The sequence below is a fragment of the Streptomyces sp. NPDC025651 genome (assembly GCF_055558735.1).
This window is the reverse complement of sequence record NZ_JBVHLZ010000001.1, coordinates 1,515,616-1,541,338: the sequence shown is the minus strand read 5'-3', so window position 1 is coordinate 1,541,338 and position 25,723 is coordinate 1,515,616. Positions and strand designations below refer to the sequence as shown.

23 protein-coding genes are annotated in these 25,723 nt (G+C 70.9%); 4 read left to right on the top strand and 19 right to left on the bottom strand.

From position 1 onward, the window contains the following. Positions 1–144: 144 nt before the first annotated feature. The 12 genes from ACZ4D5_RS07145 to ACZ4D5_RS07090 form a co-directional block, all read right to left on the bottom strand. A complete protein-coding gene (locus tag ACZ4D5_RS07145) occupies positions 145–480 on the bottom strand; it encodes an RNA polymerase-binding protein RbpA (RefSeq protein ID WP_003957010.1) in 336 nt (111 codons plus the stop codon). Between the two features lie 159 nt (positions 481–639). Then, complete coding sequence (gene secG, locus ACZ4D5_RS07140; protein ID WP_055702100.1) at positions 640–870, bottom strand: preprotein translocase subunit SecG; 231 nt, start codon at positions 868–870, stop codon at positions 640–642. 141 nt (positions 871–1,011) lie between these two features. Beyond that, entirely contained in the window at positions 1,012–1,797 is a 786-nt protein-coding gene (gene tpiA / locus ACZ4D5_RS07135; protein ID WP_467771300.1) for a triose-phosphate isomerase, read from the bottom strand. Between the two features lie 7 nt (positions 1,798–1,804). Further along, positions 1,805–3,016, bottom strand: a complete 1,212-nt coding sequence (locus tag ACZ4D5_RS07130) for a phosphoglycerate kinase (protein ID WP_467771299.1) — start codon at positions 3,014–3,016, stop codon at positions 1,805–1,807. A 101-nt stretch (positions 3,017–3,117) separates the two neighbouring features. Then, positions 3,118–4,125, bottom strand: a complete 1,008-nt coding sequence (gene gap / locus ACZ4D5_RS07125) for a type I glyceraldehyde-3-phosphate dehydrogenase (RefSeq protein WP_362335388.1) — start codon at positions 4,123–4,125, stop codon at positions 3,118–3,120. A gap of 188 nt (positions 4,126–4,313) precedes the next feature. Beyond that, positions 4,314–7,274 carry a M14 family metallopeptidase gene (locus tag ACZ4D5_RS07120; RefSeq protein WP_467771298.1) on the bottom strand — a complete coding sequence of 987 codons (2,961 nt, stop codon included), beginning with the start codon at positions 7,272–7,274 and terminating at the stop codon, positions 4,314–4,316. A gap of 158 nt (positions 7,275–7,432) precedes the next feature. Beyond that, the gene (gene whiA, locus ACZ4D5_RS07115) at positions 7,433–8,422 is read right to left on the bottom strand and encodes a DNA-binding protein WhiA (RefSeq protein WP_362335382.1); all 990 of its coding nucleotides are present in this window, start codon (positions 8,420–8,422) and stop codon (positions 7,433–7,435) included. Next, the gene (locus ACZ4D5_RS07110; protein WP_467771297.1) at positions 8,413–9,435 is read right to left on the bottom strand and encodes a gluconeogenesis factor YvcK family protein; all 1,023 of its coding nucleotides are present in this window, start codon (positions 9,433–9,435) and stop codon (positions 8,413–8,415) included. The genes whiA and ACZ4D5_RS07110 overlap by 10 nt, the downstream gene beginning before the upstream one ends. Next, positions 9,432–10,367 carry an RNase adapter RapZ gene (rapZ, locus tag ACZ4D5_RS07105; protein WP_467771296.1) on the bottom strand — a complete coding sequence of 312 codons (936 nt, stop codon included), beginning with the start codon at positions 10,365–10,367 and terminating at the stop codon, positions 9,432–9,434. Before rapZ ends, ACZ4D5_RS07110 begins: the two co-directional genes overlap by 4 nt. Continuing rightward, positions 10,364–12,388 carry an excinuclease ABC subunit UvrC gene (gene uvrC, locus ACZ4D5_RS07100; RefSeq protein WP_467771295.1) on the bottom strand — a complete coding sequence of 675 codons (2,025 nt, stop codon included), beginning with the start codon at positions 12,386–12,388 and terminating at the stop codon, positions 10,364–10,366. The genes rapZ and uvrC overlap by 4 nt, the downstream gene beginning before the upstream one ends. 36 nt (positions 12,389–12,424) lie before the next feature. Further along, complete coding sequence (locus tag ACZ4D5_RS07095) at positions 12,425–13,066, bottom strand: L,D-transpeptidase (RefSeq protein ID WP_467771294.1); 642 nt, start codon at positions 13,064–13,066, stop codon at positions 12,425–12,427. After that, positions 13,056–13,583, bottom strand: a complete 528-nt coding sequence (locus tag ACZ4D5_RS07090; RefSeq protein WP_467771293.1) for a SigE family RNA polymerase sigma factor — start codon at positions 13,581–13,583, stop codon at positions 13,056–13,058. Before ACZ4D5_RS07090 ends, ACZ4D5_RS07095 begins: the two co-directional genes overlap by 11 nt. A 142-nt stretch (positions 13,584–13,725) precedes the next feature. Between ACZ4D5_RS07090 and ACZ4D5_RS07085 the strand changes: the two genes are divergently transcribed. After that, positions 13,726–14,658 carry a L,D-transpeptidase gene (locus tag ACZ4D5_RS07085; RefSeq protein ID WP_467771292.1) on the top strand — a complete coding sequence of 311 codons (933 nt, stop codon included), beginning with the start codon at positions 13,726–13,728 and terminating at the stop codon, positions 14,656–14,658. Between the two features lie 56 nt (positions 14,659–14,714). On the opposite strand, the gene ACZ4D5_RS07080 is transcribed toward ACZ4D5_RS07085, so the two are convergent. Both ACZ4D5_RS07080 and ACZ4D5_RS07075 read right to left on the bottom strand, forming a co-directional pair. Continuing rightward, positions 14,715–15,524: a hypothetical protein gene (locus tag ACZ4D5_RS07080; protein ID WP_467771291.1), complete on the bottom strand. Its 810-nt coding sequence runs from the start codon at positions 15,522–15,524 to the stop codon at positions 14,715–14,717. A gap of 5 nt (positions 15,525–15,529) precedes the next feature. Then, entirely contained in the window at positions 15,530–16,204 is a 675-nt protein-coding gene (locus ACZ4D5_RS07075) for a papain-like cysteine protease family protein (protein ID WP_467771290.1), read from the bottom strand. A 228-nt stretch (positions 16,205–16,432) separates the two neighbouring features. Between ACZ4D5_RS07075 and ACZ4D5_RS07070 the strand changes: the two genes are divergently transcribed. Next, on the top strand, positions 16,433–17,407 hold the full coding sequence (locus ACZ4D5_RS07070; RefSeq protein WP_467771289.1) for a hypothetical protein: 975 nt from the start codon (positions 16,433–16,435) through the stop codon (positions 17,405–17,407). A 49-nt stretch (positions 17,408–17,456) separates the two neighbouring features. On the opposite strand, the gene ACZ4D5_RS07065 is transcribed toward ACZ4D5_RS07070, so the two are convergent. Continuing rightward, the gene (locus tag ACZ4D5_RS07065) at positions 17,457–17,885 is read right to left on the bottom strand and encodes a Rieske (2Fe-2S) protein (protein WP_467771288.1); all 429 of its coding nucleotides are present in this window, start codon (positions 17,883–17,885) and stop codon (positions 17,457–17,459) included. 201 nt (positions 17,886–18,086) lie between these two features. On the opposite strand from ACZ4D5_RS07065, the gene ACZ4D5_RS07060 reads away from it, so the two are divergent. After that, positions 18,087–19,067 (top strand): carbohydrate kinase family protein, encoded by a 981-nt coding sequence (locus ACZ4D5_RS07060; protein ID WP_467771287.1) that lies wholly within the window; start codon positions 18,087–18,089, stop codon positions 19,065–19,067. A gap of 14 nt (positions 19,068–19,081) precedes the next feature. Here ACZ4D5_RS07060 and ACZ4D5_RS07055 read toward each other — a convergent pair whose 3' ends face one another. Together ACZ4D5_RS07055 and ACZ4D5_RS07050 are read right to left on the bottom strand one after the other, a co-directional pair. After that, a complete protein-coding gene (locus ACZ4D5_RS07055; protein WP_467771286.1) occupies positions 19,082–19,924 on the bottom strand; it encodes a hypothetical protein in 843 nt (280 codons plus the stop codon). A gap of 60 nt (positions 19,925–19,984) precedes the next feature. Continuing rightward, the gene (locus ACZ4D5_RS07050; RefSeq protein ID WP_467771285.1) at positions 19,985–20,842 is read right to left on the bottom strand and encodes a helix-turn-helix domain-containing protein; all 858 of its coding nucleotides are present in this window, start codon (positions 20,840–20,842) and stop codon (positions 19,985–19,987) included. Between the two features lie 100 nt (positions 20,843–20,942). On the opposite strand from ACZ4D5_RS07050, the gene ACZ4D5_RS07045 reads away from it, so the two are divergent. Next, a complete protein-coding gene (locus ACZ4D5_RS07045; RefSeq protein ID WP_467771284.1) occupies positions 20,943–21,500 on the top strand; it encodes a YceI family protein in 558 nt (185 codons plus the stop codon). A gap of 113 nt (positions 21,501–21,613) precedes the next feature. On the opposite strand, the gene ACZ4D5_RS07040 is transcribed toward ACZ4D5_RS07045, so the two are convergent. Both ACZ4D5_RS07040 and uvrA read right to left on the bottom strand, forming a co-directional pair. Then, positions 21,614–22,378 (bottom strand): crotonase/enoyl-CoA hydratase family protein, encoded by a 765-nt coding sequence (locus ACZ4D5_RS07040; protein WP_467771283.1) that lies wholly within the window; start codon positions 22,376–22,378, stop codon positions 21,614–21,616. Between the two features lie 137 nt (positions 22,379–22,515). Continuing rightward, positions 22,516–25,629, bottom strand: coding sequence for an excinuclease ABC subunit UvrA (uvrA, locus tag ACZ4D5_RS07035; RefSeq protein ID WP_467771282.1), 3,114 nt, complete (start codon positions 25,627–25,629; stop codon positions 22,516–22,518). Positions 25,630–25,723: the final 94 nt, after the last annotated feature.

Genomic DNA, 25,723 nt, shown 5'->3' with positions numbered 1-25,723 from the left:
CGCTGCACGACCAACCTAATTGATCGAGGGCCGGTATGAGAGGTCGAGACCTGTCTGTCCGGGCACATCACGAGAAAGCCGCACACATGGCGGAAAAAGACCACCGGCCGGACACCCAGTGGATGTCCGGCCGGTGCTCAAGTCCTAGATCTCGCCCCGCAGTTTGGCGAGTGCCTCCGCGAGGATCGCCTCGCCGTCCGCGTCGCTGCGCCGCTCGCGTACGTACGCCAGGTGCGTCTTGTACGGCTCGGTGCGCGGCGGGTCCGGCGGGTTGTCCCGGTCCTGACCGGCCGGAAAGCCGCAGCGGGGACAGTCCCACGTGTCGGGGACCTGCGCGTCGCTGGCGAAGCTCGGCTGCGTCTCGTGCCCGTTCGAGCACCAGAAGGAGATGCGCAGTCGCGGCGCGGACTCACCGCGCTCGGCCTCGCCCATCGGCCCCGCCCCGACCCGACTTCCTCGGATCGCGTTGCCACTTGCCACGGTCGTAACTCCCTGCGTGATGGTGCTGCTGCGGGCGCCTCAGTTTACGTAAGGCCCAACGCGCGTCCAGTGTTGGGAGTTACACCCCACCCCCGGACGCAAGCCCCATGATAAGCCGCGCACGCGGGCGCGCACCGGACAAGCAGCCAGTGCCTGGCGCTAGTTGTTCGCCTTCATCAGCAGGCCCAGCGCGACAATGCACGCGAACCACAGCAGACCGACCACGACCGTGATGCGGTCGAGGTTGCGCTCCGCGACGGAGGAGCCGCCGACGGACGACTGCATGCCGCCACCGAACATGTCGGAGAGACCGCCGCCCTTGCCCTTGTGCATCAGCACCAGCAGCATCATCAGCAGGCTGAAGACGATCAGGGCGATCGAGAACCCCATAACCACGGCTGGACCAACTTCCTCGGATCTGACTCGGATCTAATCGACGACGGGGGCCGAAGGCTGCATTCGCGAGCTTTCAGGCTCGCTTCTCGAGCTTCGACCCCCGTCAGGGTACGTCGTAACGCCGCTAGCGCATACTCACTGGTCGCCGAAGCGGACGATCTTGACGAACTCGTCGGCGTCCAGTGCCGCGCCGCCCACCAGGGCGCCGTCGACGTCGGGCTGCGCCATGATGTCGGCGACGTTCTTCGCCTTCACGGAGCCGCCGTACTGGATGCGGACCTTGTCCGCGAGCTCCTGCGAGTACAGCTCGGCGAGGCGGCCGCGGATCGCGCCGCAGACCTCCTGCGCGTCCTCGGGGGTCGCGACCTCGCCGGTGCCGATCGCCCAGACCGGCTCGTACGCGATCACGATCGTCTCGGCCTGCTCGGCCGGGACGTCCTTGAGGCCGCCGTCGATCTGGTTCAGCGTGTACTGGACCTGCTGGCCGGCCTTGCGGATGTCCAGGCCCTCGCCGACGCAGAGGATCGGGGTCAGGCCGTGCTTGAAGGCGGCCTTCACCTTGGCGTTGCAGATCTCGTCGGACTCGTTGTGGTACTGGCGGCGCTCGGAGTGGCCCACGGCGACGTAGGTGCACTTCAGCTTGGACAGCATCGGGCCCGAGATCTCGCCGGTGTAGGCACCGGAGTCGTGCGCCGAGATGTCCTGGGCGCCGTACTTGATCTTGAGCTTGTCGCCGTCGACCAGGGTCTGCACGGAGCGCAGGTCCGTGAAGGGCGGCAGGACGGCGACCTCACAGGCGTCGTAGTCCTTGTCGGCCAGGGCGAAGGCCAGCTTCTGGACGTGGGCGATGGCCTCGAGGTGGTTGAGGTTCATCTTCCAGTTGCCCGCCATCAGCGGCGTACGGGTGGGCTGATTCGTCATGGGGGTGTCAGTTCTCCAGTGCGGCGAGGCCGGGGAGCGTCTTGCCCTCGAGGTATTCGAGGGAGGCGCCGCCGCCGGTCGAGATGTGGCCGAATGCGGTTTCGTCGAAGCCCAGGTTACGGACGGCCGCGGCGGAGTCGCCGCCGCCCACCACGGTGAAGCCGTCGCAGTTGAGCAGCGCCCTGGCGATGGCGGCGGTGCCGTTCGCGTAGTCGGGGTGCTCGGCGACGCCCACCGGCCCGTTCCAGAAGACGGTCTCGGCGTCCGCGATCTTCGAGGCGAAGAGCTCACGGGACTTGGGGCCGATGTCCAGGCCCTCCTTGTCCGAGGGGATCTTGTCCGCGTCGACGGTCTCGAAGTCGGCCGGGGTCTTCGTCTTCAGGTCGGGGAAGTCCGTGGAGACCAGGACGTCGACGGGGAGGACGAGCTCGACGCCGTTCTTCTCGGCGCGCTCCATGTACTCCTTGACGGCCGGGATCTGGTCCTCCTGGAGGAGGGAGATGCCGACCTCGTGGCCCTGGGCCTTGAGGAAGGTGTACGCCATGCCGCCGCCGATCAGGAGCCGGTCGGCCTTGCCGAGCAGCTCGTCGATGACGGCGAGCTTGTCGGAGACCTTGGCGCCGCCGAGGATGACGGTGTACGGGCGCTTCACTTCCTCGGTGAGCTTCTTGAGGACGCCGACCTCGGTGGCGATCAGGTAGCCCGCGTAGTGCGGGAGCTTGGCCGGCAGGTCGTACACGGACGCGTGCTTGCGGTGCACGGCGCCGAAGCCGTCGCCCACGTAGACGTCGGCGAGGGCGGCGAGCTGGTCGGCGAACTGCCCGCGCTCGGCGTCGTCCTTGGAGGTCTCGCCCGCGTTGAAGCGGAGGTTCTCGATGACGGCGACCTGGCCGGGCTGCAGGCCGTCCACCGCGTCGTGCGCGGCGGGGCCGACGGTGTCCTGCGCGAACGCGACGGGCGCGCCGAGGAGCTCACCGAGCCGTTCGGCGGCGGGCAGCAGCGAGAAGGCCGGGTCCGGGGCGCCCTTGGGGCGGCCCAGGTGCGAGGCCACGACCACCTTGGCGCCCGCCTCGGCGAGGGCCTTGACGGTCGGCAGGACGGCGCGGATGCGGCCGTCGTCGGTGATGGTGCCCTCGGCGAGCGGCACGTTGAGGTCGGCGCGGACGAAGACCCGCTTGCCGTCGACGCCTTCGGCGAGAAGCTCGTCGATCGTCTTCATGAACTGGACTCCTTGGGTGGACTGACGCACAACAGGGCCCGGAGCGCGCGGCGTTGCGCGGTCCGGACCCTGTGTTCACATCTGGGTGCCTGCTCTGGTGACTAGAGCTGACCGCCGACGAAGACGGTGAGGTCGACGAGACGGTTGGAGTAGCCCCACTCGTTGTCGTACCAGCCGAGGATCTTCACCGTCTTGCCCTCCTGGACCATGGTCAGGGAGGAGTCGAAGGTGCAGGACGCCGGGTCGCTGACGATGTCCGAGGAGACGATCTCGTCCTCGGTGTAGAAGAGGATGCCCTTGAGGTCGCCGTCCGCGGCCTTCTTGAACGCGGCGTTGACCTCGTCCTTGGTGACCTCGCGCTCCAGCTCCACGACCAGGTCGGTGGCCGAGCCGGTCGGGACCGGGACGCGCATCGCGATGCCGTCGAGCTTGCCCTTGAGCTGCGGGAGGACGAGGGCGGTGGCCTTCGCGGCGCCGGTCGTCGTCGGGATGATGTTCTCGGCGGCGGCGCGGGCGCGGCGCAGGTCCTTGTGCGGGAAGTCCAGGATGCGCTGGTCGTTGGTGTACGCGTGGACCGTCGTCATCAGGCCCTTGACCAGGCCGAAGTTCTCGTCGAGAACCTTCGCCATCGGCGCCACGCAGTTGGTGGTGCAGGAGGCGTTGGAGATGACGTGGTGGTTGGCCGCGTCGTACTTGTCCTGGTTGACGCCCATCACGATGGTGATGTCCTCGTCCTTGGCCGGAGCCGAGATGAGGACCTTCTTCGCGCCACCGGCGATGTGCTTCTCGGCATCGGCCTTCTTGGTGAAGATGCCGGTCGACTCGATCACGATGTCGACGCCCAGCTGGCCCCACGGGATGTCGGCGGGGTTGCGCTCGGACAGCACCTTGATGGTGTGGCCGTCGACGGTGATGGTGTCCTCGGTGTGCGACACCTCGGCCTTGAGGCGGCCCAGGATGGTGTCGTACTTCAGCAGGTGAGCAGTGGTCGCGGTGTCACCCAGGTCGTTGACAGCCACGATCTCGATGTCCGCACCCTGCTCGAGCAGCGCGCGGAAGTAGTTGCGACCGATGCGGCCAAAGCCGTTGATGCCTACGCGGATCGTCACGAACCGATCTCCTCGTTGGTACGCCGGTTTTAGACGCCGGCGAGTTGTATGGGATGTCCCCGACCGCCTCCGACCCTACCTCTCTGAAGGCCCTGAGGTGACATCGAGAGGGGCCGCGAGCGGCACTGTGGCCCGTACCCCCCAGTAGGAATACGGGCCACCGGGACCTAGGTCCCGATTACGCAGCGTCAGCTGCGCAGATGTGCCAGGGAGGCGCCCATAAGAGCGGCCCTCTCGGCACTTCCGGGCACATGCTCGAACCCGAAGCCGAGCAGCACGCTGTCACGCGCTGTGACCGCCGCGTGGGGCCTGTAGAGCTCCCCGGTCCGGGACCAGTCGCCTGTGATATTGGGGCTTCCGGCCGGGGGCGGAGCGACGCTCCAGGAGCCGAGCGAGGACTCGAATCCCTCGGTCTCCTTGACATCTCCGCCGACGACCAGTTGCGCGTTGTCCGCGAAGAGTCCGCGGCCGCCGCTGGAGGGGTCGGTGACGGCGCTGAGGGAGATCTCGACCTTCTTGCCCGCGTAGGCGCTCAGGTCGAACGCGACGGGCTTCCAGCCGCTGGAGGAGCCGGTGAAGCTGTTCCAGGCGCCGCTCGTGCCGCTCGCCGTGCAGCCGCCCGCGCCGGACGTCAGGTAGTGGCGCAGGAACGGGTGGCCGTTGAGGAAGAAGCCGGCCTCGCACTCGGCGGGCACGGCGCTGGACGAGTTGCCGTTCTTGTCGGGCAGCGTGGTCCAGTCGTCGGCGCCCGCGGTGTGGGCCTCGAGAAGCCCGTGGTCGTAGCCGGGCTCCAGGCTCCAGTTGAGGGCGAACCGCAGCTCCGGGGCTTCGGCGGCCGTGACGCCGGTCAGGTCGAAGGTGTGGGTGAGCCGCTTCCAGTCCCGGTCGGCGTGGGTGGCCGAGGCCATGCCCTGTCCCTCGAAGGGCGCGTACGGGTTGGTGAGGCCGGGGTAGGAGCCCGCGGCCTCGCTCGCGAACCGCGGGAACTGCTTGGGCGGCAGGTTGTCGGAGGTGACGGTGAACCGGCCCGCCTTGTCGAGCGGGTTGGCGTCGGCGGCGGCGAGCGGGGTGCTCACCCCGTCGAGGGCGCCGCTGCCGGTGAAGCTCTTGACGCCGGGTGCGGACAGACGCTCGTACGCGCCGAGGTAGTACTGCGCGAAGTCGTCGGTGAGGGCGTCGCCGAGGTCGACGTCGCCGCCGGCGCGCTCGCCGGACTCGATGAGCTTGCCGCCCTCGTTGAGGTAGTCGCGCAGGGCGAGTTGGGTGGGTGCGCCGGGGACGGGGTCACCGGTGTAGTGGACCACCGCGGAGAAGTGGGACAGGACGCCGAGCGGGTGCGGGGTGCCCTGCTTGGCGACGTCCCAGACGGTGGCCGAGCGGCCGTTGGCCTTCACCGCGTCGACGTACTTCTGGGTCTGCGTCGCCGTCGCGCCCTCCTCGGCGACGACGAGCGTGTTGGCCTTGGGGCGTTCGGCGACGGTGTACGTGAAATGCTCGCTCTCGGTACGGCCCTTCTTCGTGCGGCCGGCGAACCACACCTCGACCTTGTCGCCCACGCGCGCGCCCTCGACCTCGGCGCGGTACTCGTCGAAGTGGAGGTTGTCGTCGCCCCCGTAGGTCTCGCCGCCCTTCCAGGCCCTGAGGTCCTCGTCCTGCGTACGACCGCCGTTGACGCGGTACTTGAGCTCCTTGTCGCGCACGGACTTGCGTGCGGTGACGGCGACCTCCTGGTCCCCGCCGCGCGCGTACGAGGTGGAGAAGGAGTCAGGGGTGAAGTCCGGGGCCTCGATGCCGGTGACGGAGACCGGCTGGTCGGGGTGGAGCGCCGTCTCGGCGACGGCGAGCGCGAAGGGAACGTTCTTCGCGAACTCCTGCTGGATCAGCTTCTCGTCGTCCGGGAAGGTGAAGATGGACGCGCAGTCCTCGGGCTTCCAGGCGTCGTTGGGATCGATGTTCGACACCGTCTGGCAGGTGGACATCTCCGGCGTGAACATCGGGATGCCGTTGACGTTGCCCGCGTGGCCGTCGGCCTCGCCGTTGGTGGTGTAGAGCTCGGAGGCGACCTGCGGGTGGTAGCCGGGGATCGCGGGCTTCTCCGGGGTGCCGGCGAGCGCCTTGTAGAGCACGTCGTCCGGGGTCGGCGTCGCGACCTGCCAGCCCACTCCGTAGAGGATCAGTTCGGCCGCGGAGTGGTAGTTGATGCCGTACGTGAAGCCGATGCGCTTCTGGAAGCGGTCGATCGCCTTGGTCTCGGGCTCGGAGATCGGCCCGGTGCCGCGGTAGGTCTCCGACGACGCGTCGGGGGACGAACCCTCGTTGTCGTAGCCCCACTTGTAGGCGAAGTTGCGGTTGAGGTCGACGCCGTCGCCCGGGGCGATCTTTCCGTCGCCGTCGACGTCACGGAGGTTCTTGCGCCACTGGCGGTCGCCGTCGGCGGCGTGCGTGAAGTCGTAGCCGTCGGGGTTGGCGGAGATCACGAACCAGAGCTCGGTGGAGTTCACGAGCTTGGTGATGCGCTTGTCCTTGCCGTAGTTGTCCAGGTAGTGGTGCATCAGGCGGCGGGTCATCTCGGGAGTGATCCACTCGCGCGCGTGCTGGTTGGACATGTAGAGCGTGGACGGCTTGGAGCCGTCCTTGGACTTCTTGGCGCCCTTGGAGAGCTTCAGGGCGAGGATGTCCTTGCCCTGGAGGGTCTTGCCGATGGAGACGACCTTGGTGAGGTCGGGGTGGGCCTGCCCGGTCTTGACGATCTCCTCCTGGAGCCCGCCCTTGCCGCTGTACGGCCGGAAGACGCCGTCCCCCGCGGCCTTGAGCCGCTTCTGCGCGGCCTTGGAGACCTTGTGCTCGCTCAGTTCGATGCCCTGGCGCTCGATCGCCTTGGCCTGGCCCTCGGTCAGGTACAGCTCGACGCGGCCGGTGCCGCGCTCGGGCGCCTGCCCCACCAGTTCATGGGCGTCCTGGCCCGCCTTGACGAGGATCGGGATCTGCTTCTTGGTGACCTCTGCCTGGTAGACCTTCACGGCCTGCGGATCGTCGGCCGTCGGGGTCCTGCCCGGCCCCGCGGCCTGGGCGTGCGGCGCGGCGGTGAGACCGCCGATGAGCAGTGCGCTCGCGGCGAGAATCGATCTCGCGCCCGCTTTTCGTCTCATGAGCCCCCCTTGCAGTCGTCCGGCACGTTTGTGCGCGAACGCCAGGCTCGTGATACTTCATGATCATGTCAATATGGCGTGAAGGGTGACGTCCAGGAGGACGCAAAGAAGCCGCCGGTGCCTCGGGGCACCGGCGGCTCGGGGAGCGAACGAGGCGGTCAGACCGCCATGTTGTCGGCGAGCTCCTCGGTCAGATTGGACTCCGTACCCGGAATGCCCAGGTCCTGGGCCCGCTTGTCGGCCATGGCCAGGAGGCGGCGGATGCGGCCCGCGACCGCGTCCTTGGTCAGCGGCGGGTCGGCGAGCGCGCCCAGCTCCTCCAGGGAGGCCTGCTTGTGCTCCATGCGCAGGCGGCCGGCGGCCGCGAGGTGCTCGGGCACCTCCTCGCCGAGGATCTCCAGGGCGCGCTGCACCCGGGCGCCCGCGGCGACGGCCGCGCGGGCCGAGCGGCGCAGGTTCGCGTCGTCGAAGTTGGCCAGGCGGTTGGCGGTGGCGCGCACCTCGCGCCGCATCCGCCGCTCCTCCCAGGCGAGCACCGACTCGTGTGCGCCCAACCGGGTGAGCAGGGCGCCGATCGCGTCGCCGTCGCGGACGACCACGCGGTCCACGCCGCGCACCTCGCGCGCCTTGGCGGCGATGCTCAGCCTGCGCGCGGCCCCCACCAGCGCGAGCGCGGCCTCGGGGCCCGGGCAGGTCACCTCCAGGGAGGAGGAGCGGCCGGGCTCGGTGAGCGAGCCGTGCGCGAGGAACGCGCCGCGCCACGCCGCCTCCGCGTCACAGGTGGCCCCCGAGACCACCTGCGGCGGCAGGCCGCGGATGGGACGGCCGCGGCCGTCCACGAGCCCCGTCTGGCGGGCCAGCTGGTCGCCGCCCGCGACCACGCGGACGACGTAGCGCGAGCCGCGCCGCAGCCCGCCGGGGGCCATCACGATCAGCTCCGAGCTGTGCCCGAAGATCTCCAGGATGTCCCGCTTGAGCCGCCGTGCGGCCATCGCGGTGTCCAGCTCCGCCTCGATCACGATGCGGCCGCTCACCAGGTGAAGGCCGCCCGCGAACCGCAGGATCGCCGAGACCTCTGCCTTCCTGCAGCAGGTCCGGGTGACGGGGAGCCGGGAGATCTCGTCCTTCACCGCTGCCGTCATCGCCATGGGCCGATCCTTCCATGCATCCGAAAAATACGGTCGTACGCGGCTGCCAGGAGCTCCGGATCGTGCCTCGGAGTCCCGTCGGGCCGGGCCACGGGCGCCAGCTCGACCGTGGCACCGAGCCGCTTGGCGGCATCGGTCAGGGACTCACGATCGGGCACGGCGGCGTCGTCGGCCAGCACCACGTCCAGGGCGAGTTTAGGGGCGTGTCGGGCCAAAACCTCCAAATGACGCTGCGGAGAGAAGCCTTCGGTTTCTCCCGGTTGCGGGGCGAGGTTGAGCGAGAGGACCTTGCGGGCCTTCGTCTCGGTGAGCGCGTCGAGCAGTTCGGGGACCAGCAGGTGCGGGATCACCGAGGAGAACCAGGATCCCGGGCCGAGCACCACCCAGTCCGCGTCGAGGACGGCGGCGACCGCCTCGGGGACGGCCGGCGGGTCGTGCGGCACGACGTGCACGGACTGGACCTCGCCCGGGGTGAGGGCCACCGTGGCCTGCCCGCGGACGGTGTCCACGTCGTCCGGGCGCTCGGGGTCGTGGCCCTTGACCAGTGCCTGGAGCTCCAGTGGAACGGCCGACATGGGCAGGACGCGGCCCTGCGCGCCGAGCAGGCGGCCGACCAGGTCGAGGGCCTGGACGTGGTCGCCGAGCTGTTCCCACAGGGCGACGATCAGCAGATTGCCGACCGCGTGCTCGTGCAGGTCGCCCTTGGACTGGAAGCGGTGCTGGATGACGCGGGCCCAGGTCTGGCCCCAGTCGTCGTCGCCGCACAGCGCGGCGAGCGCCTTGCGCAGGTCGCCGGGCGGCAGCACGCCCAGCTCGTCGCGCAGGCGCCCGCTGGAGCCGCCGTCGTCGGCGACCGTGACGACGGCGGTGAGGTCTCCGGCTCCGGTGATGCGGCGCAGCGCGGCGAGCGAGGCGGACAGGCCCATGCCCCCGCCGAGCGCGACCACCTTCGGCTGGGTGCCCCGCTTGCGGCCCAGCCTGCTCAGGCGGACGGTCCGGCGGTTGGGCTTCATTCGCGCCCCATGTCCCGGTGGACGATGACGGTCTCCACGCCCTCGGACGCCAGGCGCGCCGCGAGCTTCTCCGACATGGCCACGGAGCGGTGCTTGCCGCCCGTACAGCCGACCGCGATCGTCACGTAGCGCTTGCCCTCGCGGCGGTAGCCCGCGGCGATGAGCTGGAGCAGTTCGGCGTACCTGTCGAGGAACTCCTTGGCGCCGGGCTGGTTGAAGACGTACGCCGCGACCTCCTCGTTCATGCCGGTGTACTGGCGCAGCTCGGGGACCCAGTGGGGGTTGGGCAGGAAGCGCATGTCCACGACCAGGTCGGCGTCGACCGGCAGGCCGTACTTGAAGCCGAAGGACATGACCGTGGCCCGCAGCTCGGGCTCCTCCTCGCCCGCGAACTGGGCGTCCATCTTCGCGCGCAGCTCGTGCACGTTCAGGCTGGAGGTGTCGATGACCAGGTCGGCGTCGCCGCGCAGCTCGCGCAGGAGGTCGCGCTCGGCCGCGATGCCGTCGACGATGCGGCCGTCGCCCTGCAGCGGGTGCGGGCGGCGGACCGACTCGAAGCGGCGGACCAGGGCCTCGTCCGAGGACTCCAGGAAGACGATGCGCCGCGTGACGTTCTTCGACTCCAGCTCGGCGAGGGAGTCGCGGAGGTTGTCGAAGAAGCGCCTGCCGCGCACGTCGACGACGACCGCGATGCGGGCGACGTTGCCCTGCGAGCGGGCGCCGAGCTCCACCATGGTGGGGATCAGCGCGGGCGGCAGGTTGTCGACCACGAACCAGCCGAGGTCCTCCAGGCACTTGGCCGCCGTGCTGCGTCCGGCGCCCGACATGCCGGAGATGATCACCAGTTCGGGGATCGCCGCTTCCGGTACTCCTGGCGTCTCGATCGGCGTGCCCGCACTCACTTGCTCTCCACCTTCGTCGTGCTCGCTCATGTCTCCTGCCCCCGTCGTTCCTCCGAGGTGCCCGCGGTCACGGGCTCCTCCTCTTCCATGATCTCTCCGGTCGCCGTGTTCACGGCGGGTGCGGCGGGTGCCGCTCGGGCGAAGGCCGCCACGACGGCCTCGGCCGTCTTGCGGCCCACGCCGGGAACCTCGCAGATCTGGTCGATTGTCGCGGATCGGAGCTTCTTCACCGAACCGAAGTGCTTGATCAGTGTCTGTTTGCGCGCGTCGCCGAGGCCCGGGACCTCGTCCAGGGGCCCGGCGCGGAAGCGCTTGGCCCGCTTGGTGCGCTGGTAGGTGATGGCGAAGCGGTGCGCCTCGTCACGTACGCGCTGGAGGAGGTAGAGCCCCTCGCTGGTGCGCGGCAGGATCACCGGGTCGTCCTCGTCCGGGACCCAGACCTCCTCCAGGCGCTTGGCGAGGCCGCAGACCGCGATGTCGTCGATGCCGAGCTCGTCCAGGGCCCGCTTGGCGGCCGCGACCTGCGGCTGGCCGCCGTCGACCACGACGAGCTGGGGCGGGTAGGCGAAGCGCTTGGGGCGGCCGTCCTCCTCGGTCGGGCCGGTGTCCGCCACCTCACCCGTCTCTTCGTCCACCCACTCCCCCGTCTTCTCCTTCTCCGCGAGGTACCGCTTGAAGCGGCGCGTGATCACCTCGTGCATGGAGCGGACGTCGTCCTGACCCTCGAAGCCCTTGATCTGGAAGCGGCGGTACTCGCTCTTGCGGGCGAGGCCGTCCTCGAAGACGACCATCGACGCCACCACGTCGTCGCCCTGCAGGTGCGAGATGTCGTAGCACTCGATGCGCAGTGGGGCGCTGTCGAGATCCAGGGCGGCGGCGATCTCCTCGAGCGCGCGCGAGCGCGTGGTGAGGTCGGAGGCTCGCTTGGTCTTGTGCAGGACGAGGGACTGCTGGGCGTTGCGCGCGACGGTCTCCATGAGGGCCTTCTTGTCGCCGCGCTGCGGGACGCGCAGCGAGACGTTCGCGCCGCGGCGCTCGGTCAGCCACTCCTGGACCGGCTCTATGGGGTCGGGCAGCGCGGGGACGAGCACCTCCTTGGGTACGGCGTCGCCCCTCTCCTCTCCGTACAGCTGCTGGAGCGCGTGCTCGACGAGGTCGCCGCTGGTGACCGCCTCGACCTTGTCGGTGACCCAGCCGCGCTGTCCGCGCACACGGCCGCCGCGGACGTGGAAGATCTGCACGGCGGCTTCGAGCTCGTCCTCGGCGAGGGCGATGAGGTCCGCGTCCGTGGCGTCGGCGAGGACGACGGCGCTCTTCTCCATCGCCTTCTTGAGGGCGTCGATGTCGTCGCGCAGGCGCGCCGCCCTCTCGTACTCCATCTCCTCGGCCGCGTCCGTCATCTGGCGCTCCAGGCGGCGGATGTACGTCCCCGTGCGGCCCGCCATGAAGTCGCAGAAGTCCTCGGCGAGTTGGCGGTGGTCCTCGGGGGTGATGCGCTCCACGCAGGGCGCCGCGCACTTGCCGATGTAGCCGAGCAGGCAGGGGCGGCCGGTGCGCGCGGCGTTCTTGAACACGCCCGCGGAACAGGTGCGGACGGGGAAGGCGCGCAGCAGGAGGTCGACCGTGTCGCGGATCGCCCACGCGTGGCCGTAGGGACCGAAGTAGCGCACGCCCTTCTTCTTCGCGCCGCGCATCACCTGCACGCGCGGGAACTGCTCGTTCATCGTCACCGCGAGGTACGGATAGCTCTTGTCGTCGCGGTACTTGACGTTGAACCGGGGGTCGAACTCCTTGATCCAGGAGTACTCCAGCTGGAGCGCCTCGACCTCGGTGGTGACGACCGTCCACTCGACGGAGGCGGCCGTCGTCACCATGGAGCGCGTACGCGGGTGGAGATTGGCCAGATCCTGGAAGTAGTTGGCCAGGCGCTGACGCAGGCTCTTGGCCTTCCCGACATAGATCACCCGGCGGTGCTCGTCGCGGAATTTGTAGACCCCCGGGGCGTCGGGGATCTGTCCCGGCTGGGGGCGGTAGCTGGAAGGGTCGGCCATGTCGGACAGCCTACTGGCGAGGTCCGACAGCGCGGGTCAGCGTCCGGATCCGCCGGCGGTGACGGCGATGACGTCGCCCGGTTCGAGCCGGTCGTGGAGCCACCGGGCGTCGTCGGGGCGCAGGCCGATCCAGCCCCGGGTGATGTCCCTGGTGCCGGGGGCCTGCTCGTCGTAGGTCAGGGCGACGACGTAGTTCCTCCCGCCGCCCGGGGTGCGCAGCTCGATCACCCAGGGCAGCTTCAGGTCGTACTCGCCGCCGAGGCCGAAGTCCCCCGCGGGCATGCGCTTTTCGCGGTGCGTGGCGACGACCGTGAGGCGACCGGTGGGCGTGGGGTGCCGCGCGGTGCCTCCCGAGACGGGCAGCTCCCGGCCCGCGACGGTCATCCGGCGCAGGGACAGGTCGACCGTGGCGGCGGGCTTTCCGATGCCGTCCGTCGCGACGGGGGCGGGGCGCTCGCGCGAGCGGTCGTCGGACCCGGACAGCAGCCCCGCGGTGACGGTCGCGGCGACGGCGGCGGTGACCAGGGCCGCTCCCGCGTACGCGGTACGGCGACGGCGGCGGCGCGTGGTGGCCCTGCGGCGGATCTCGGCTCCCGCGACGGGCGCCGGGCTCTGGTGGCCGGCCGCGAGGTCCTTGAGCGCGGAGGTCAGGTCGGTGGAGGTCAGGTCATCGGACACGGCCACCCTCCTTCGCGCTCCGCTGGTCGTCGCCGTCGTCGTCCCGCTCGGCGGCCAACCGCGCGGCGAGCGCCGCCCGGCCGCGCGAGAGGCGGGCCTTGACCGTGCCCACGGGCGAGCCGGTCTCGGAGGCTACCTGCTCCACGCTGAGGTCGCACAGGTGGTGCAGCACGACGGCCGTGCGCTGCGCTTCCGGGAGCGCGCGCAACGCCTCCACCAGGGCGGTGTGCTCGGGTCCTGGGCCGGGGACGCGGTCGGCGGGCGGGTTCCTGCGCACGAGGTCGAGCCAGCGTCGGGCCCTGCGCCAGCGGCTCACGGCCAGGCGCATGGCGACCGTGCGGATCCACGCCTCGGGCGCCTCGTCGGCGAGGAAGTCCTGCCGGCGGTCCCAGGCCCGCACGAACGCCTCCTGGACCACGTCCTGTGCCTCGCCGTGGTCACCGGTCAGGGCGTACAACTGGCCGACCAGGCGCGGGAAGGCGGCGGCGTAGAACGCGTCGAACTCGTCCTCCGTCATGCCCCCGCGCCCCCGTCCGGCCCTGCCGGATCACGTGATCGGAAATTCCTGGGATTGGTCTGCAACCTGCCGCCTCCCCCGTGCGTACAGGTCGCGTACATCGAAACACAGCCCAGGGGGACCGATGACCACAGGAATCAGGATGAGGCGCAACGCGCGCGTGTGGGGAGCCGCGGCGCTCTGCCCGCTGGCGCTCGCGGGCTGCTCCGCGGCGGACGGGCGGGACGGCGCGGGCGAACCGAAGTCCGTGACGACGGCGGCCGACCGCGGAGCGGCCGTGAAGGAGCGGGCCAAGGCGAAGCGGCGGCCCGTCGTGGAGCCCGCCGCCCTCAAGGGCGCGCGGATCAACGTCTCCGAAGGACAGACCGTCGGCGTCGGCATGCCGGTCTCGCTCACGTTCGACCGCCCGGTGCCGGCCGCGGAACGGGCGGCGGTGGAACGGCGGTTGAAGGTGCTGGCCGACCCCGGGGCGACCGGGTCGTGGAGCTGGGTCAAGGACCGCAGTCTGCACGAAGGGCAGCGCGTGGACTACCGCCCGCGCGAGCCGTGGAAGCCCGGCACGAGGGTCACCGTACGGGTGGGCGCCTCGACCACCCGGACGTTCGAGGTGGGCCGTTCGCTGGTCGCCACCGTGGACGTGCGCACCCACACGATGACCGTGGTCGAGGACGGCAGGACGCGCCGCGTGAAGGTCACGGCGGGCGCCGCGGGCATGGACACCTGGAACGGCACGATGGTCGTCCTCGACAAGCAGTCCCGGGTGCTCATGGACTCGCGGACAGTGGGCTACGGAAAGGCGTACAAGGACTACTACAACTACGCGGTCCACCTGACGACTTCGGGGACCTACCTCCACGAGAACCCGAACGCGAACGCCGCCGCGGGGCGGACCAACGTCACGCACGGCTGCATAGGCCTGGCCACCGACGGAACCGCACGCCGCTTCTACGAAACCGTGATCCCCGGAGACATCGTGCGGGTCGTCGGTTCCAAGGAGACCGTGGCGGCGGGCAACGGATACGGAGCGTGGAACGTCGGCTGGCAGGAGTGGCGCGCGGGCAGCGCGCTGAGCTGACGGGTCGGCGCACGAAGGCGGCGGCCGGTGTCCCGGCCGCCGCTCCCCGTGACGGGTCAGTCCTGCCGCCGCGCCGCGCGGCGCCGCACCAGTGCCGTGCCGGAGATGCCGAGGGCGAGCAGGGCGCCCGCGCCGGCTATCGAGGAGGCCACCGTGACCGGCCCCTGCACGGACTCCTTCGCGGGCTTCTCGGTGCCGTAGCCGCCCGCCTTGCCCGACTTCTCGTACGCGGTGCCGGGCAGCTTGTCGCCGTACGCCTTCTGGACGCGCTCGCGGTAGGCGGCGACCGAGGTCCCCTCGGCGCCCACGGCGCGCACCGCGTCCTTGTCGAGCGGCAGCACGCGCGCGTGGGCGTCGTCCCCGTCGGTCCGGACGTACCAGGCGTTGATCTGCGGCTCGTGGAAGACGGTGCCTCCGGGGGACTTCTTGGCACCCACGCGCGCGTAGTGGGTCTCGTCGTCCCCGGTGGCGATGTTCACGACCTGCCAGGAGCCGCCTTGTTTCACGGTCCACAGGGACGCTTCCTGGCCGTCGGAAGAGACCGCCTTGTCCGCGAGGAACTCCAGGCGGGCGATCGGCGCGCCCTTCTTGCCCGCGACGAACTCCGGGGAGAGGTAGTACACGGGCACGCTCCTGCCCTCGATCCGCGGGTCCGCGGCGGACCTGCTGACCGCGCCCTCCCGCGCGAAGAAGCGGGAGAGGGTGTCGAGGGTCCGCGGCGCCGAGGCCGCCTCGTGCGCGGCGGCGCGGGAGGCCGCGGAGGGCGCCGCGGGGCCGGAGTCGGCGGAGGCGGCGGGGGCGGCGAGGCCGAGGAGGAGGGTGGCCGCCGAGCCTGCGAGCGCGGCCTTGAGCAGGTGACGGGTCATCGCTCTCACGCCCCGATCCGGTAGAGCGAGTGGGTCCAGGAGAAGGTGTTGTTGTCGACGTACCAGGCGTGCGAGGCCCAGTTGTAGCGGTCGCTGGAGGGCCAGGGATCGCCCCAGTAGACCCAGCTGTTGGCGTCGTCGTAGCCGTAGATGACGTGCATGTGGCCGCCGCCGTTGGACCACTGGATCCGCGTCTCGACCGGGCGGCCCGCGTCGATCTCGGCCTTCACGGTCGGGTAGCGCAGCCAGCCGGTGACGTACGAACCGGGGTTGATGCCCGCCCAGCGCAGACCGCTTTGCACATTGCCGAGCGTGGCCTGGTTGTTGGGGCACTCGGTGTTCTGGTTGCGCCCGAAGGCCGCGTTGCAGAACTGGTTCTGGCTGTGGTTGCGGCCCAGGTACGTGGCAATGGTGTTGCCCGCGGCGGCCCAGCACCAGTTGGTCTTCTGCTGCGCCTGCATGGTGATGTTCAGACGCTTGGCCGCCAGGACGGACGGATCGGCGGCACTCGTCCCGCTCGCCGCGGGCGCGACCGCGGTGACGGGGGTGGCTGCGGGGGCGAGCGGGGCCGCCGTGGCCGTGGCCGTCGGCGCGACGAAGAGGGCTGCTGCGACGACGGCGAGCGCGGAGAGGTGTCTCCGTCTGCCTGTGCCGCTCCTCCTGCTGTGTGGTTGGCGCATCGCGTTCCTCCCAAGCGGGGATGTGGGGTGTGGAGGACCGCGTCCGGACGCTGCGATTGAGCATCGAGTGTTGTCGAGTGCAGGTCAACAAGCTTCAATACGGCATTACTTGGCCCGTGAACAGCGTCGTACGAATGTGAACATGGGCCGTACGCCGACCTGGCACCCCGCTTTCACCGGCATGAACGCCAGGGCGACAGAAGTGAACGTTCACAGAAGGAGTCCGCATTGCGGCACGCCACACGACTCGCGGACGAGCACAACGAAGCGGATGACGGGGGCGAGCCCTCGGCGGACCTGGAGGCCGCTCTGCGTACGGGGCCGTTCCACGTCGCGCTGCGCACCGCGATCGCCGCGCGCCGGCTCCCCCTGCAGCGCATACGCCACCACCTGGCCCGGCAGGGGGTCAACGTCGGCGTGACGAGCCTGAGTTACTGGCAGCAGGGCGCCCGGCGCCCGCAGCGCGCCGAGTCCCTGCGTGCCGTACGCGCCCTCGAAGAGATACTGCGGCTCCCCGAGGAGTCGTTGATCCGCCTCCTCGTCCAGCCGCCCGACCGCGCCGACCGGGAACGGCCCGCCGCGCGCTCGTACCGCTCACTGGTGGAGGCGGCCGACGTGCTGCGGGCCCTCCTCGCCGAGCTCGACTCCCCCGTCGACGGCGGCCTGCACACCATCGGCCACCACGAGCGGGTGCGCATCGGCGCGCTGCGCGAACTGGTCGGCCGCGACTCGCAGCACGTCGTGCGCGCCCACCGGGACGGCGTGGACCGCTATGTGGCCATCCACTACGGAGACCCCGGCTGTGCCCCCGACCGCGTCCGCGTGCGCGCCCTGGAGAACTGCCGTACGGGACGCGTGCGATGGCACCAGGGCACGGGCGTGCTGGTCGCCGAGCTGCTCTTCGACGCCCGTCTGCGCGCGGGCGACACCCATCTGTTCGGCTACGGCTTCGAGGACGGCACGGCGGGCGTGGCCACCGAGTACGTGCGCGGCTTCACCTACGCGGGCGGGCAGTACGCCCTGCAGGTGCGCTTCGACGAACAGGCCCTGCCCGTACGCTGCCACCGCTTCGCCCAGCATTCGGCCGCGGCCCCGCGCGGCGGCCGGCAGGAGCTGACGCTGAGCGGCAGCCACCGCTCGGTGCACCTGGTGGAACCGCAGGTGCGGGCGGGGATCCTGGGGATCGCGTGGGACTGGGCGTGAACGGGGCCTTCTTGCAGGGGCGCTCCGGGCGCTCCGGGAAGGGAGCGGACTAGGCCTTCTTCTCGGGGCCTGCGATGATCTTGCCGTTCTCCACCTTCACCGGCAGTTCGGGAAGCGGGGTGACGGCCGGCTCGTGCAGCACCTTGCCGTTCGTGGCGTCGAACTGGCTGCCGTGGCAATGGCAGATGAGCTTGTGCCCCTCCAGCTTGTTGATCGGACAGCGCGCGTGCGTGCAGATCGTGCTGAACGCCTTGTACTCGTCGTCGGAGATGCGGCTGACGACCACGTTCTGGTCCGTGTACAGCTTCGAGGCGCCCACCTTCACGTCGTCGGACTTCCCGAGGTCCACCGGCGCGGTCGGCGCCGACCGGGAGCCACCGTCGCCGCCGGACGAGCAGGCGGTGAGCCCGAGCCCGACGGCCGGGGCGAGAGCGGCGGCCCGCAGCACGGTGCGACGGGCAGGAGGCGTGCCGGACATGGTGTCTCCACAGGTCAGGGGCATCGGTGACGGATCAGACCATACCGGTGCGAGGCGCCGTGACCGTGTCGGGTTCGGGCGTGCCCGAGTGCCGCCCGCTCCGGCCCTCGGCCCCGCGCACGGCCTAGCCTGAACGGGACGCCGCGCGCCCGCGTGCGGCGCCGTGAGCCGAGCCCAGGCAGCGCCCGAGAGGAACCGCCCGTGATAGTCGTCGCCGGAGAGGCCCTGATCGACCTCGTCCCCCAGGAGACGCGGGAAGGGCAAGGGGCACAGGGGATACAGGGGACGCAGGCGGCACAGGTGGCGCAGGGTCCGGGCGGCGCGGGGCTGCCCGCGCTCGCGCCGCGCCTCGGCGGCGGCCCCTACAACACCGCCGTCGCGCTCGGCAGGCTCGGCTCTCCCGTCGCCTTCTGCTCGCGCGTGTCGCGGGACGCGTTCGGCGAGGCGCTGCTCGGCGGACTGCGGGCCGCGGGCGTCGACCTGTCGTACGTGCAGCGGGGCCCCGAGCCGACGACGCTCGCCGTCGCCTCGATCGACGCGGACGGCTCGGCCGGGTACTCCTTCTACGTCGAGGGCACGGCCGACCGGCTCTTCGAGGTGCCCTCCGAACTGCCCGACGGGGTACGGGCGATGTCGTTCGGCACCTGCTCGCTCGCCCTGGAGCCGGGCGCGAGCGCGTACGAGGAGCTGATGCGCCGCGCGGCGGACCGCGGGGTCTTCACGGCGCTCGACCCGAACATCCGCACCGGTCTGATCCCCGACGCGGACGCCTACCGCGCCCGGTTCAAGAGCTGGCTGCCGTCGGTCGCGCTGCTCAAGTTGTCGCAGGAGGACGCCGACTGGCTCGGTGGCACCCCGCACGAGTGGCTGGCGGCCGGGCCCGCTGCCGTGGTCGTCACGCACGGCGGGAACGGCCTGTCGCTGTACACACGAGGCGGCGCGGAGCTGCGTGTGCCCGGCGAGCGCGTCGACGTGGTGGACACGATCGGCGCGGGCGACACGGTCAACGCGGCGCTGCTGCACGGCCTCGCGGCGCGGGGCGCGCTGTCGGCAAGGGAGCTGGCCGGGCTCGACGCCGCCTCCCTCGCCGACGTGCTGCGGTTCGCCGCGCGGGCGGCGGCGGTCACCTGCTCACGGGCGGGCGCGGAGCCTCCGTACGCGGCGGAGCTCGGCCTCGACTAGGTCACTCGACCACGTCACCCGACGGCAGCCGTGGGCGGTACCTGCTGGGCCGGTACGCGGAACACCGCCACGAACGACTCCGGCGCCACGCAGCGGACCCCCTTGCCGCCCACCGGCTCCGGGACCATCCGCTTCTCGGTGATGCGCAGCACGGCACCGGTGTGCCGGCAGCCCTGGATGACGTACGCGAACAGGCGTTGTCCCGCGCTGGTTTCAGGCAGGTCCTCCAGCTGAGACCCCTTTCGCTCCTCGGGCAGCCCGTCCAGGAAGTCCCGGAGCTGGTCGGGCTGGCTGACCTCGGCGCCGCGCGGTCGCACCGCCTCGCGCAGCGGGGCGAACGCGATCTGCTCCGCGGGGCCCGGCGGTCCCGGCGGCATGCCGCCGATGTGCATGTCCTCGGGCGCCTCGTCCCGAGGCACGGCGAACACCGCGATGGCGCTGTACGGCTCCGTGCAGGTCTGACTGGTGGTCGTGTCCGTCAGGCGCACGGAGAAACCCGTGGGTTCGGCGTGGGTCAGTACCGCCGAATCTCCCCGCGTACAAGCCGTGCCCCATATGAAGGCGATCAGCGCCTCGGTACGGAAGTCCCGTCCGGCGAGGTCGGATTCCACGTCGAGGCGGGGGAACCAGCCGCTGAACGCCGTCACGTCGTGGCGTGAGCGCAGCACCGTCCGCACGGAGCTGCCGCGCACATGGGTGCCCGACTCGAAGTGGACGAGGGAGGCGTCTTCGAAGCGGGGGTCCGGCCGATGGCGCGTCGGAGGGCCCGCGTCCCCGCTCACCCACACGAAGGCGCCCACGACCGTGCACACGGTCACGAGGAGGGCGATCAGGGCCCCGGTCCGGTATCGCTTCATGGGGAAGGGACGCCCGGGGGCTCGGGGCCGGTTCCTCGACGGGCGCCCAGGGCGGGCGGGTCAGCCGTTCACGGCGTGCAGGCCGCCGGGTCTGCGGCCGTTGAGCCGGTCGAGGGCCACCGACGTGGCGTCGTCGGCGGGGACGTAGACGATCAGGCGCTGCGGGTCGATGTCGGGCAGCGCCAGCGTCTCGTACGCCAGACGGAGGCCGCCCGCCTCGGGGTGGGCGATCGGTTCGACGCCGGTGCGCCGGGGCAGCGTGGGCGCCCCGGTGAGGCGGTCGGCGAACGGGGCGCCCGCCATGACCGTCAACTCGTCGGCGAAGCCCCGCACATGGGGGTCGTCGAGCATGGACTCGGTCTTGAGGTGTCCGACCAGGTCGTCGGCGAGGCGCTCCCAGTCGGCGTAGGCGGCGCGGGCCCGCTCGTCGGTGAACACGAACCGGGCGAGGTTGGGCCGCTCTCCGTCCAGTACGCCGAGCGGCGCCGCGATCCGCCGGTACCCCTCCGTGCAGGCGAGGACGTCGGCGAGGCGGTTGAGCAGGACGGCGGGCGCGGGCTCCAGGCTGTCCAGGATCGCGCGCACCGTGGGGCGCACCGAGTCCGCGGGCGGCACGGCCGTCGGACAGCAGGGGTTGCCCGCGCCCATCTCCTTCTCCAGGCGGCGCAGATGGATGCGCTCCTCCATGCTCAGGCGCAGCGCGTCGGCGAGCGCGCCGAGCACCTGGGCGGACGGATGGCGGTCCCGGCCCTGTTCGAGCCGGGTGAGGTACTCGACGCTGATCCCCGCGAGGGTCGCGACCTCGGAGCGGCGCAGCCCCGGCGTGCGGCGGCGGGGGCCGCTGGGCAGCCCGACCTCGGTGGGTGTCACGGCCTCCCTGCGCGTACGCAGGAAGACGCCCAGCTCGTTCTCGCTCACGGTGCGAACGTATCAGCGGGTGCCGCGCGGATCGTGGCCCTGTCACTACCAGTCTCGGCCCGGCCTTCCTGCCCTGCCGACCGGGCCTCACAGTGGCGGCATGACTGTTGAAACGACGGACACGACACTGCCGCTCGCACCGGGGAACTGGGAGATCGACCCCTTCCACTCCGCGGTGAACTTCTCCATCCGCCACCTCGGCATCTCCAAGGTGCGGGGCCGCTTCACCGACGTCCGGGCCGAGTTGGTGGTGGGCGGGAGCGCCGAGGCCTCGTCGGTGACCGCGACCATCGCGCTGGCCTCGATCGACACGGGCAACAAGGACAGGGACGCGCACGTGGTCGCCTCCGACCTGCTCGACGTCGAGAAGCGGCCGACGATGACCTTCCGTTCGACGCGGATCGAGGGCTCGGGCGAGGAGTGGTCCATGGAGGGCCAGTTGACCATCGGCGACGTGACCAGGCCGGTGACGCTGGGCGTGGAGTTCGGCGGTGTGCAGGGCTTCCCCGGCCAGGACCGCCGGCACGCCGGGTTCGAGGCGACGGGCGAGATCCGCCGCGGCGATTTCGGCCTCGACTTCGCTCCCGGCCTGCTCGGTGACGTGGTGAAGATCCAGCTGGACATGCAGTTCCTGGAGCCCGAGGCGGAGCAGGGCTGAACCGCGGCCCGCGGGGAGGGGGCGGGCATCGGCACGCCCTCAGGGGGGTCCGTGAACACCCCGTCTCAGCGGTCCGTGAACACCCCGTCTCAGCGGTCCGTGAACACCCTGTCTCAGCGGTCCGTGAACACCCCGTGCCGGCCCGCTCCCGCGGCGAAGCGGGCGGCGCCCTCGGCGGCGTCGGCCAGCGAGTGCAGGCCGTGCCCCAACTCGACCGCCATCGCCTCCTGTTCGGTCAGGCCGCCCTGGTCGAGCACGGAGAGCCGGTCGCGCCGCAGGCAGGTCTGCGGGAACGCGGCGATCTCGGCGGCGAGGCGCTCGGCTGCCGCGCGCGAGGTGCCGGTGGGCACGGTGCGGTTGACCAGGCCCATGCCGAGCGCCTCCGCGGCGCCCACGGCGCGGCCGGTCAGGATCAGGTCGAGGGCCCGGCCCTCGCCGATCAGCCGGGGCAGCCGCACCGTCCCGCCGTCGATGAGCGGGACGCCCCAGCGGCGGCAGAACACCCCGAGGACGGCGTCCTCCTCGGCGACGCGCAGGTCGCACCAGAGGGCGAGTTCGAGGCCGCCCGCGACGGCGTGCCCGGAGATCGCCGCGATCACGGGCTTGGACAGGCGCATCCGGGACGGGCCCATGGGGCCGTCCCCGTCCTTGGTGACCGCGTTGCCGTCCGGGGTGCCGATGGCCTTGAGGTCCGCGCCCGCGCAGAAGGTGCCGCCCTCGCCCCACAGGACGGCGACGGAGGCGTCCGGGTCGGCCTCGAAGTCACGGAAGGCGTCCGCGAGGGCGCGAGCGGTGGGCCCGTCGACGGCGTTCCGCGCGGCGGGGCGGGACAGGACAACGGTGGTGACGGGGCCTGCGCGTTCGCTGCGTACGGGCATGACACAAGCCGACCACGGGAACGGGGCGGTGGACAAGGGGAGTTCGGGTCGGCGGGGTCGTACGCCCCGTGCGTACGACGCGCGAGCGCCCCGCCCCTGGTGAGGGACGGGGCGCCGCGGCGCGCCGAAGGAGAGCGTCAGGCCTTGCGGGCCCGCGTCGCCTTCGTGGCGGTCGCCTTCTTGGCGGCGGCCTTCTTGGCGGGGGCCGCCTTCTTCGTGGTGGCGGCCTTCTTCGTGGGGGCCGTCTTCTTCGGAGAGGCGGCCTTCTTGGCGGTGGTGTCCGCCGTGACCGTCGCCGTCTTCTTCGTGGCCGTGGCGCTCGCCGCCACCGCTTTCTTGGCGGCGGACTTCTTCGCCGGGACCTTCTTGGCGGGCTTGCGGCCCTGCGAGGGCAGCGCGTCGCTGATCCGGTCCGCCGAGATGATGTCCCGCAGGAACTTGCCGGTGTGGCTGGTCGGCACCCCGGCGACCTCCTCGGGGGTGCCCTCGGCGACGACCAGACCGCCGCCGCTGCCGCCCTCGGGGCCCATGTCGACGACCCAGTCCGCGGTCTTGATGACGTCGAGGTTGTGCTCGATGACGATGACCGTGTTGCCCTTGTCGACCAGGCCGGACAGGACCGTGATCAGCTTGCTGATGTCCTCGAAGTGCAGACCGGTGGTCGGCTCGTCCAGGACGTAGACCGTCCGGCCCGTGGAGCGCTTCTGGAGCTCGGAGGCCAGCTTCACGCGCTGGGCCTCGCCTCCGGAGAGGGTGGGCGCGGACTGACCGAGGCGTACGTACCCGAGGCCGACGTCGTTGAGCGTCTTCAGGTGACGCGCGATGGCGGGCACGGCCTCGAAGAAGCCGAGCGCCTCCTCGATGGGCATGTCGAGGACCTCGGCGATGGACTTGCCCTTGTAGTGCACGTCCAGCGTCTCGCGGTTGTAGCGCGCGCCGTGGCAGACCTCGCACGGGACGTACACGTCCGGGAGGAAGTTCATCTCGATCTTGATGGTGCCGTCACCGGAGCAGTTCTCGCAGCGACCGCCCTTGACGTTGAAGGAGAAGCGCCCGGGGAGGTAGCCCCGGACCTTCGCCTCGGTCGTCTCCGCGAAGAGCTTGCGGACGTGGTCGAAGACTCCGGTGTACGTCGCCGGGTTCGAGCGCGGGGTGCGGCCGATGGGCGACTGGTCGACGTGCACGACCTTGTCGACCAGCTCGTCGCCGTCCACGCGCGTGTGGCGGCCGGGGACGGAGCGTGCGCCGTTCAGCTCCCGTGCCAGGTGCGTGTACAGGATGTCGTTGACGAGGGTCGACTTGCCGGAGCCCGAGACGCCCGTGACCGCCGTGAGGACGCCGAGCGGGAAGGAGACGTCGATGTCCCGCAGGTTGTTCTCGCGGGCGCCGTGCACCGTGAGCCGGCGGGAGGGGTCGGCGGGACGGCGCACGTCCGGGACCGGGATGGACTTCTTGCCCGAGAGGTACTGCCCGGTGATCGACTTGTCGTTGGCGAGCAGCTCCTTCATGGAGCCGCTGTGCACGACCTTGCCGCCGTGCTCGCCCGCGCCGGGGCCGATGTCGACGACCCAGTCGGCGACCTTGATGGTGTCCTCGTCGTGCTCGACGACGATGAGGGTGTTGCCCATGTCGCGCAGGCGCACGAGGGTCTCGATCAGGCGGTGGTTGTCGCGCTGGTGGAGACCGATGGACGGCTCGTCCAGTACGTAGAGCACGCCGACCAGGCCGGAGCCGATCTGCGTGGCCAGGCGGATGCGCTGGGCCTCGCCTCCGGAGAGCGTGCCCGCGGCGCGGTTCAGCGACAGATAGTCCAGGCCGACGTCGACCAGGAAGCGCAGCCGTTCGTTGACCTCCTTGAGGACGCGCTCGGCGATCTTCTTGTCGCGGGCGCCCAGCTTCAGCTCCGCGAGGAAGTCCGCGCAGTCGCTGATGGACATCGCGGAGACCTCGGCGATGGACTTCCCCATGACCGAGACGGCCAGGACGATCGGCTTGAGGCGGGTGCCCTCACAGGTGGGGCAGGGCACCTCGCGCATGTAGCCCTCGAAGCGCTCGCGGCTCGCGTCGCTCTCGGCCTCGCTGTGGCGGCGCTTGACGAAGGGGACGGCGCCTTCGAAGGCGGTGGTGTAGACCCGCTCGCGGCCGTACCGGTTGCGGTAGCGGACCTCGATCTGGGTCTTGTGGCCGTACAGGAGGGCCTTCTTGGCGCGCTGCGGGAGTCCGGCCCAGGGCATGTCGGTGGAGAAGCCGAGGGCGTCCGCGAGGGCGCCGACGAGCCGGCCGAAGTAGTCCTTGGTGTGGCCGTGCGACCAGGGGTGGATGGCGCCCTCGTCGAGCGACTTGTCCTCGTCCGGGACGATCAGCTCGGGGTCGACCTCCATGCGCGTACCGATGCCGGTGCAGTCCGGGCAGGCGCCGAAGGGCGAGTTGAAGGAGAAGGAGCGGGGCTCCAGCTCCTCGAAGGACAGGTCGTCGTACGGGCAGTAGAGGTGCTCGGAGTACATGCGCTCGCGCTCGGGGTCGTCCTCGGGGAGGTCGACGAAGTCGAGCACGACCATGCCTCCGGAGAGGCCGAGGGCGGTCTCCACGGAGTCGGTCAGGCGACGCTTGGCGGAGTCCTTCACCGTGAGGCGGTCGACGACCACCTCGATGGTGTGCTTCTCCTGCTTCTTGAGCGTGGGCGGCTCGGAGAGCTGGATCGTCTCGCCGTCGACCCGCGCGCGGGAGTACCCCTTGGTCTGCAGGTCGGCGAAGAGGTCGACGAACTCGCCCTTGCGCTCGCGCACCAGCGGCGAGAGGACCTGGAAGCGGCTGCCCTCGGGCAGCTCGAGGACCTTGTCGACGATGGCCTGCGGCGACTGCCGGGAGATGGGCCTGCCGCACTCGGGGCAGTGCGGCTTGCCGATGCGCGCGAAGAGCAGGCGCAGGTAGTCGTAGACCTCGGTGATGGTGCCGACCGTCGAGCGCGGGTTGCGCGAGGTCGACTTCTGGTCGATGGAGACCGCCGGGGAGAGCCCCTCGATGAAGTCGACGTCGGGCTTGTCCATCTGGCCGAGGAACTGCCGGGCGTACGAGGACAGCGACTCGACGTACCGCCGCTGGCCCTCGGCGAAGATCGTGTCGAACGCGAGCGAGGACTTGCCCGACCCGGAGAGACCGGTGAACACGATGAGGGAGTCACGCGGGAGGTCGAGCGAGACGTTCTTGAGATTGTGCTCGCGCGCGCCACGGACGATGAGACGGTCGGCCACGCCGGTCCGCACCTTTCTTGAGAGTGGTGACAGGGGCAAGACCCCCGTCGTTCACAGACTAGGGCGAGCCACTGACAACGCCGGGCCGCTTCCC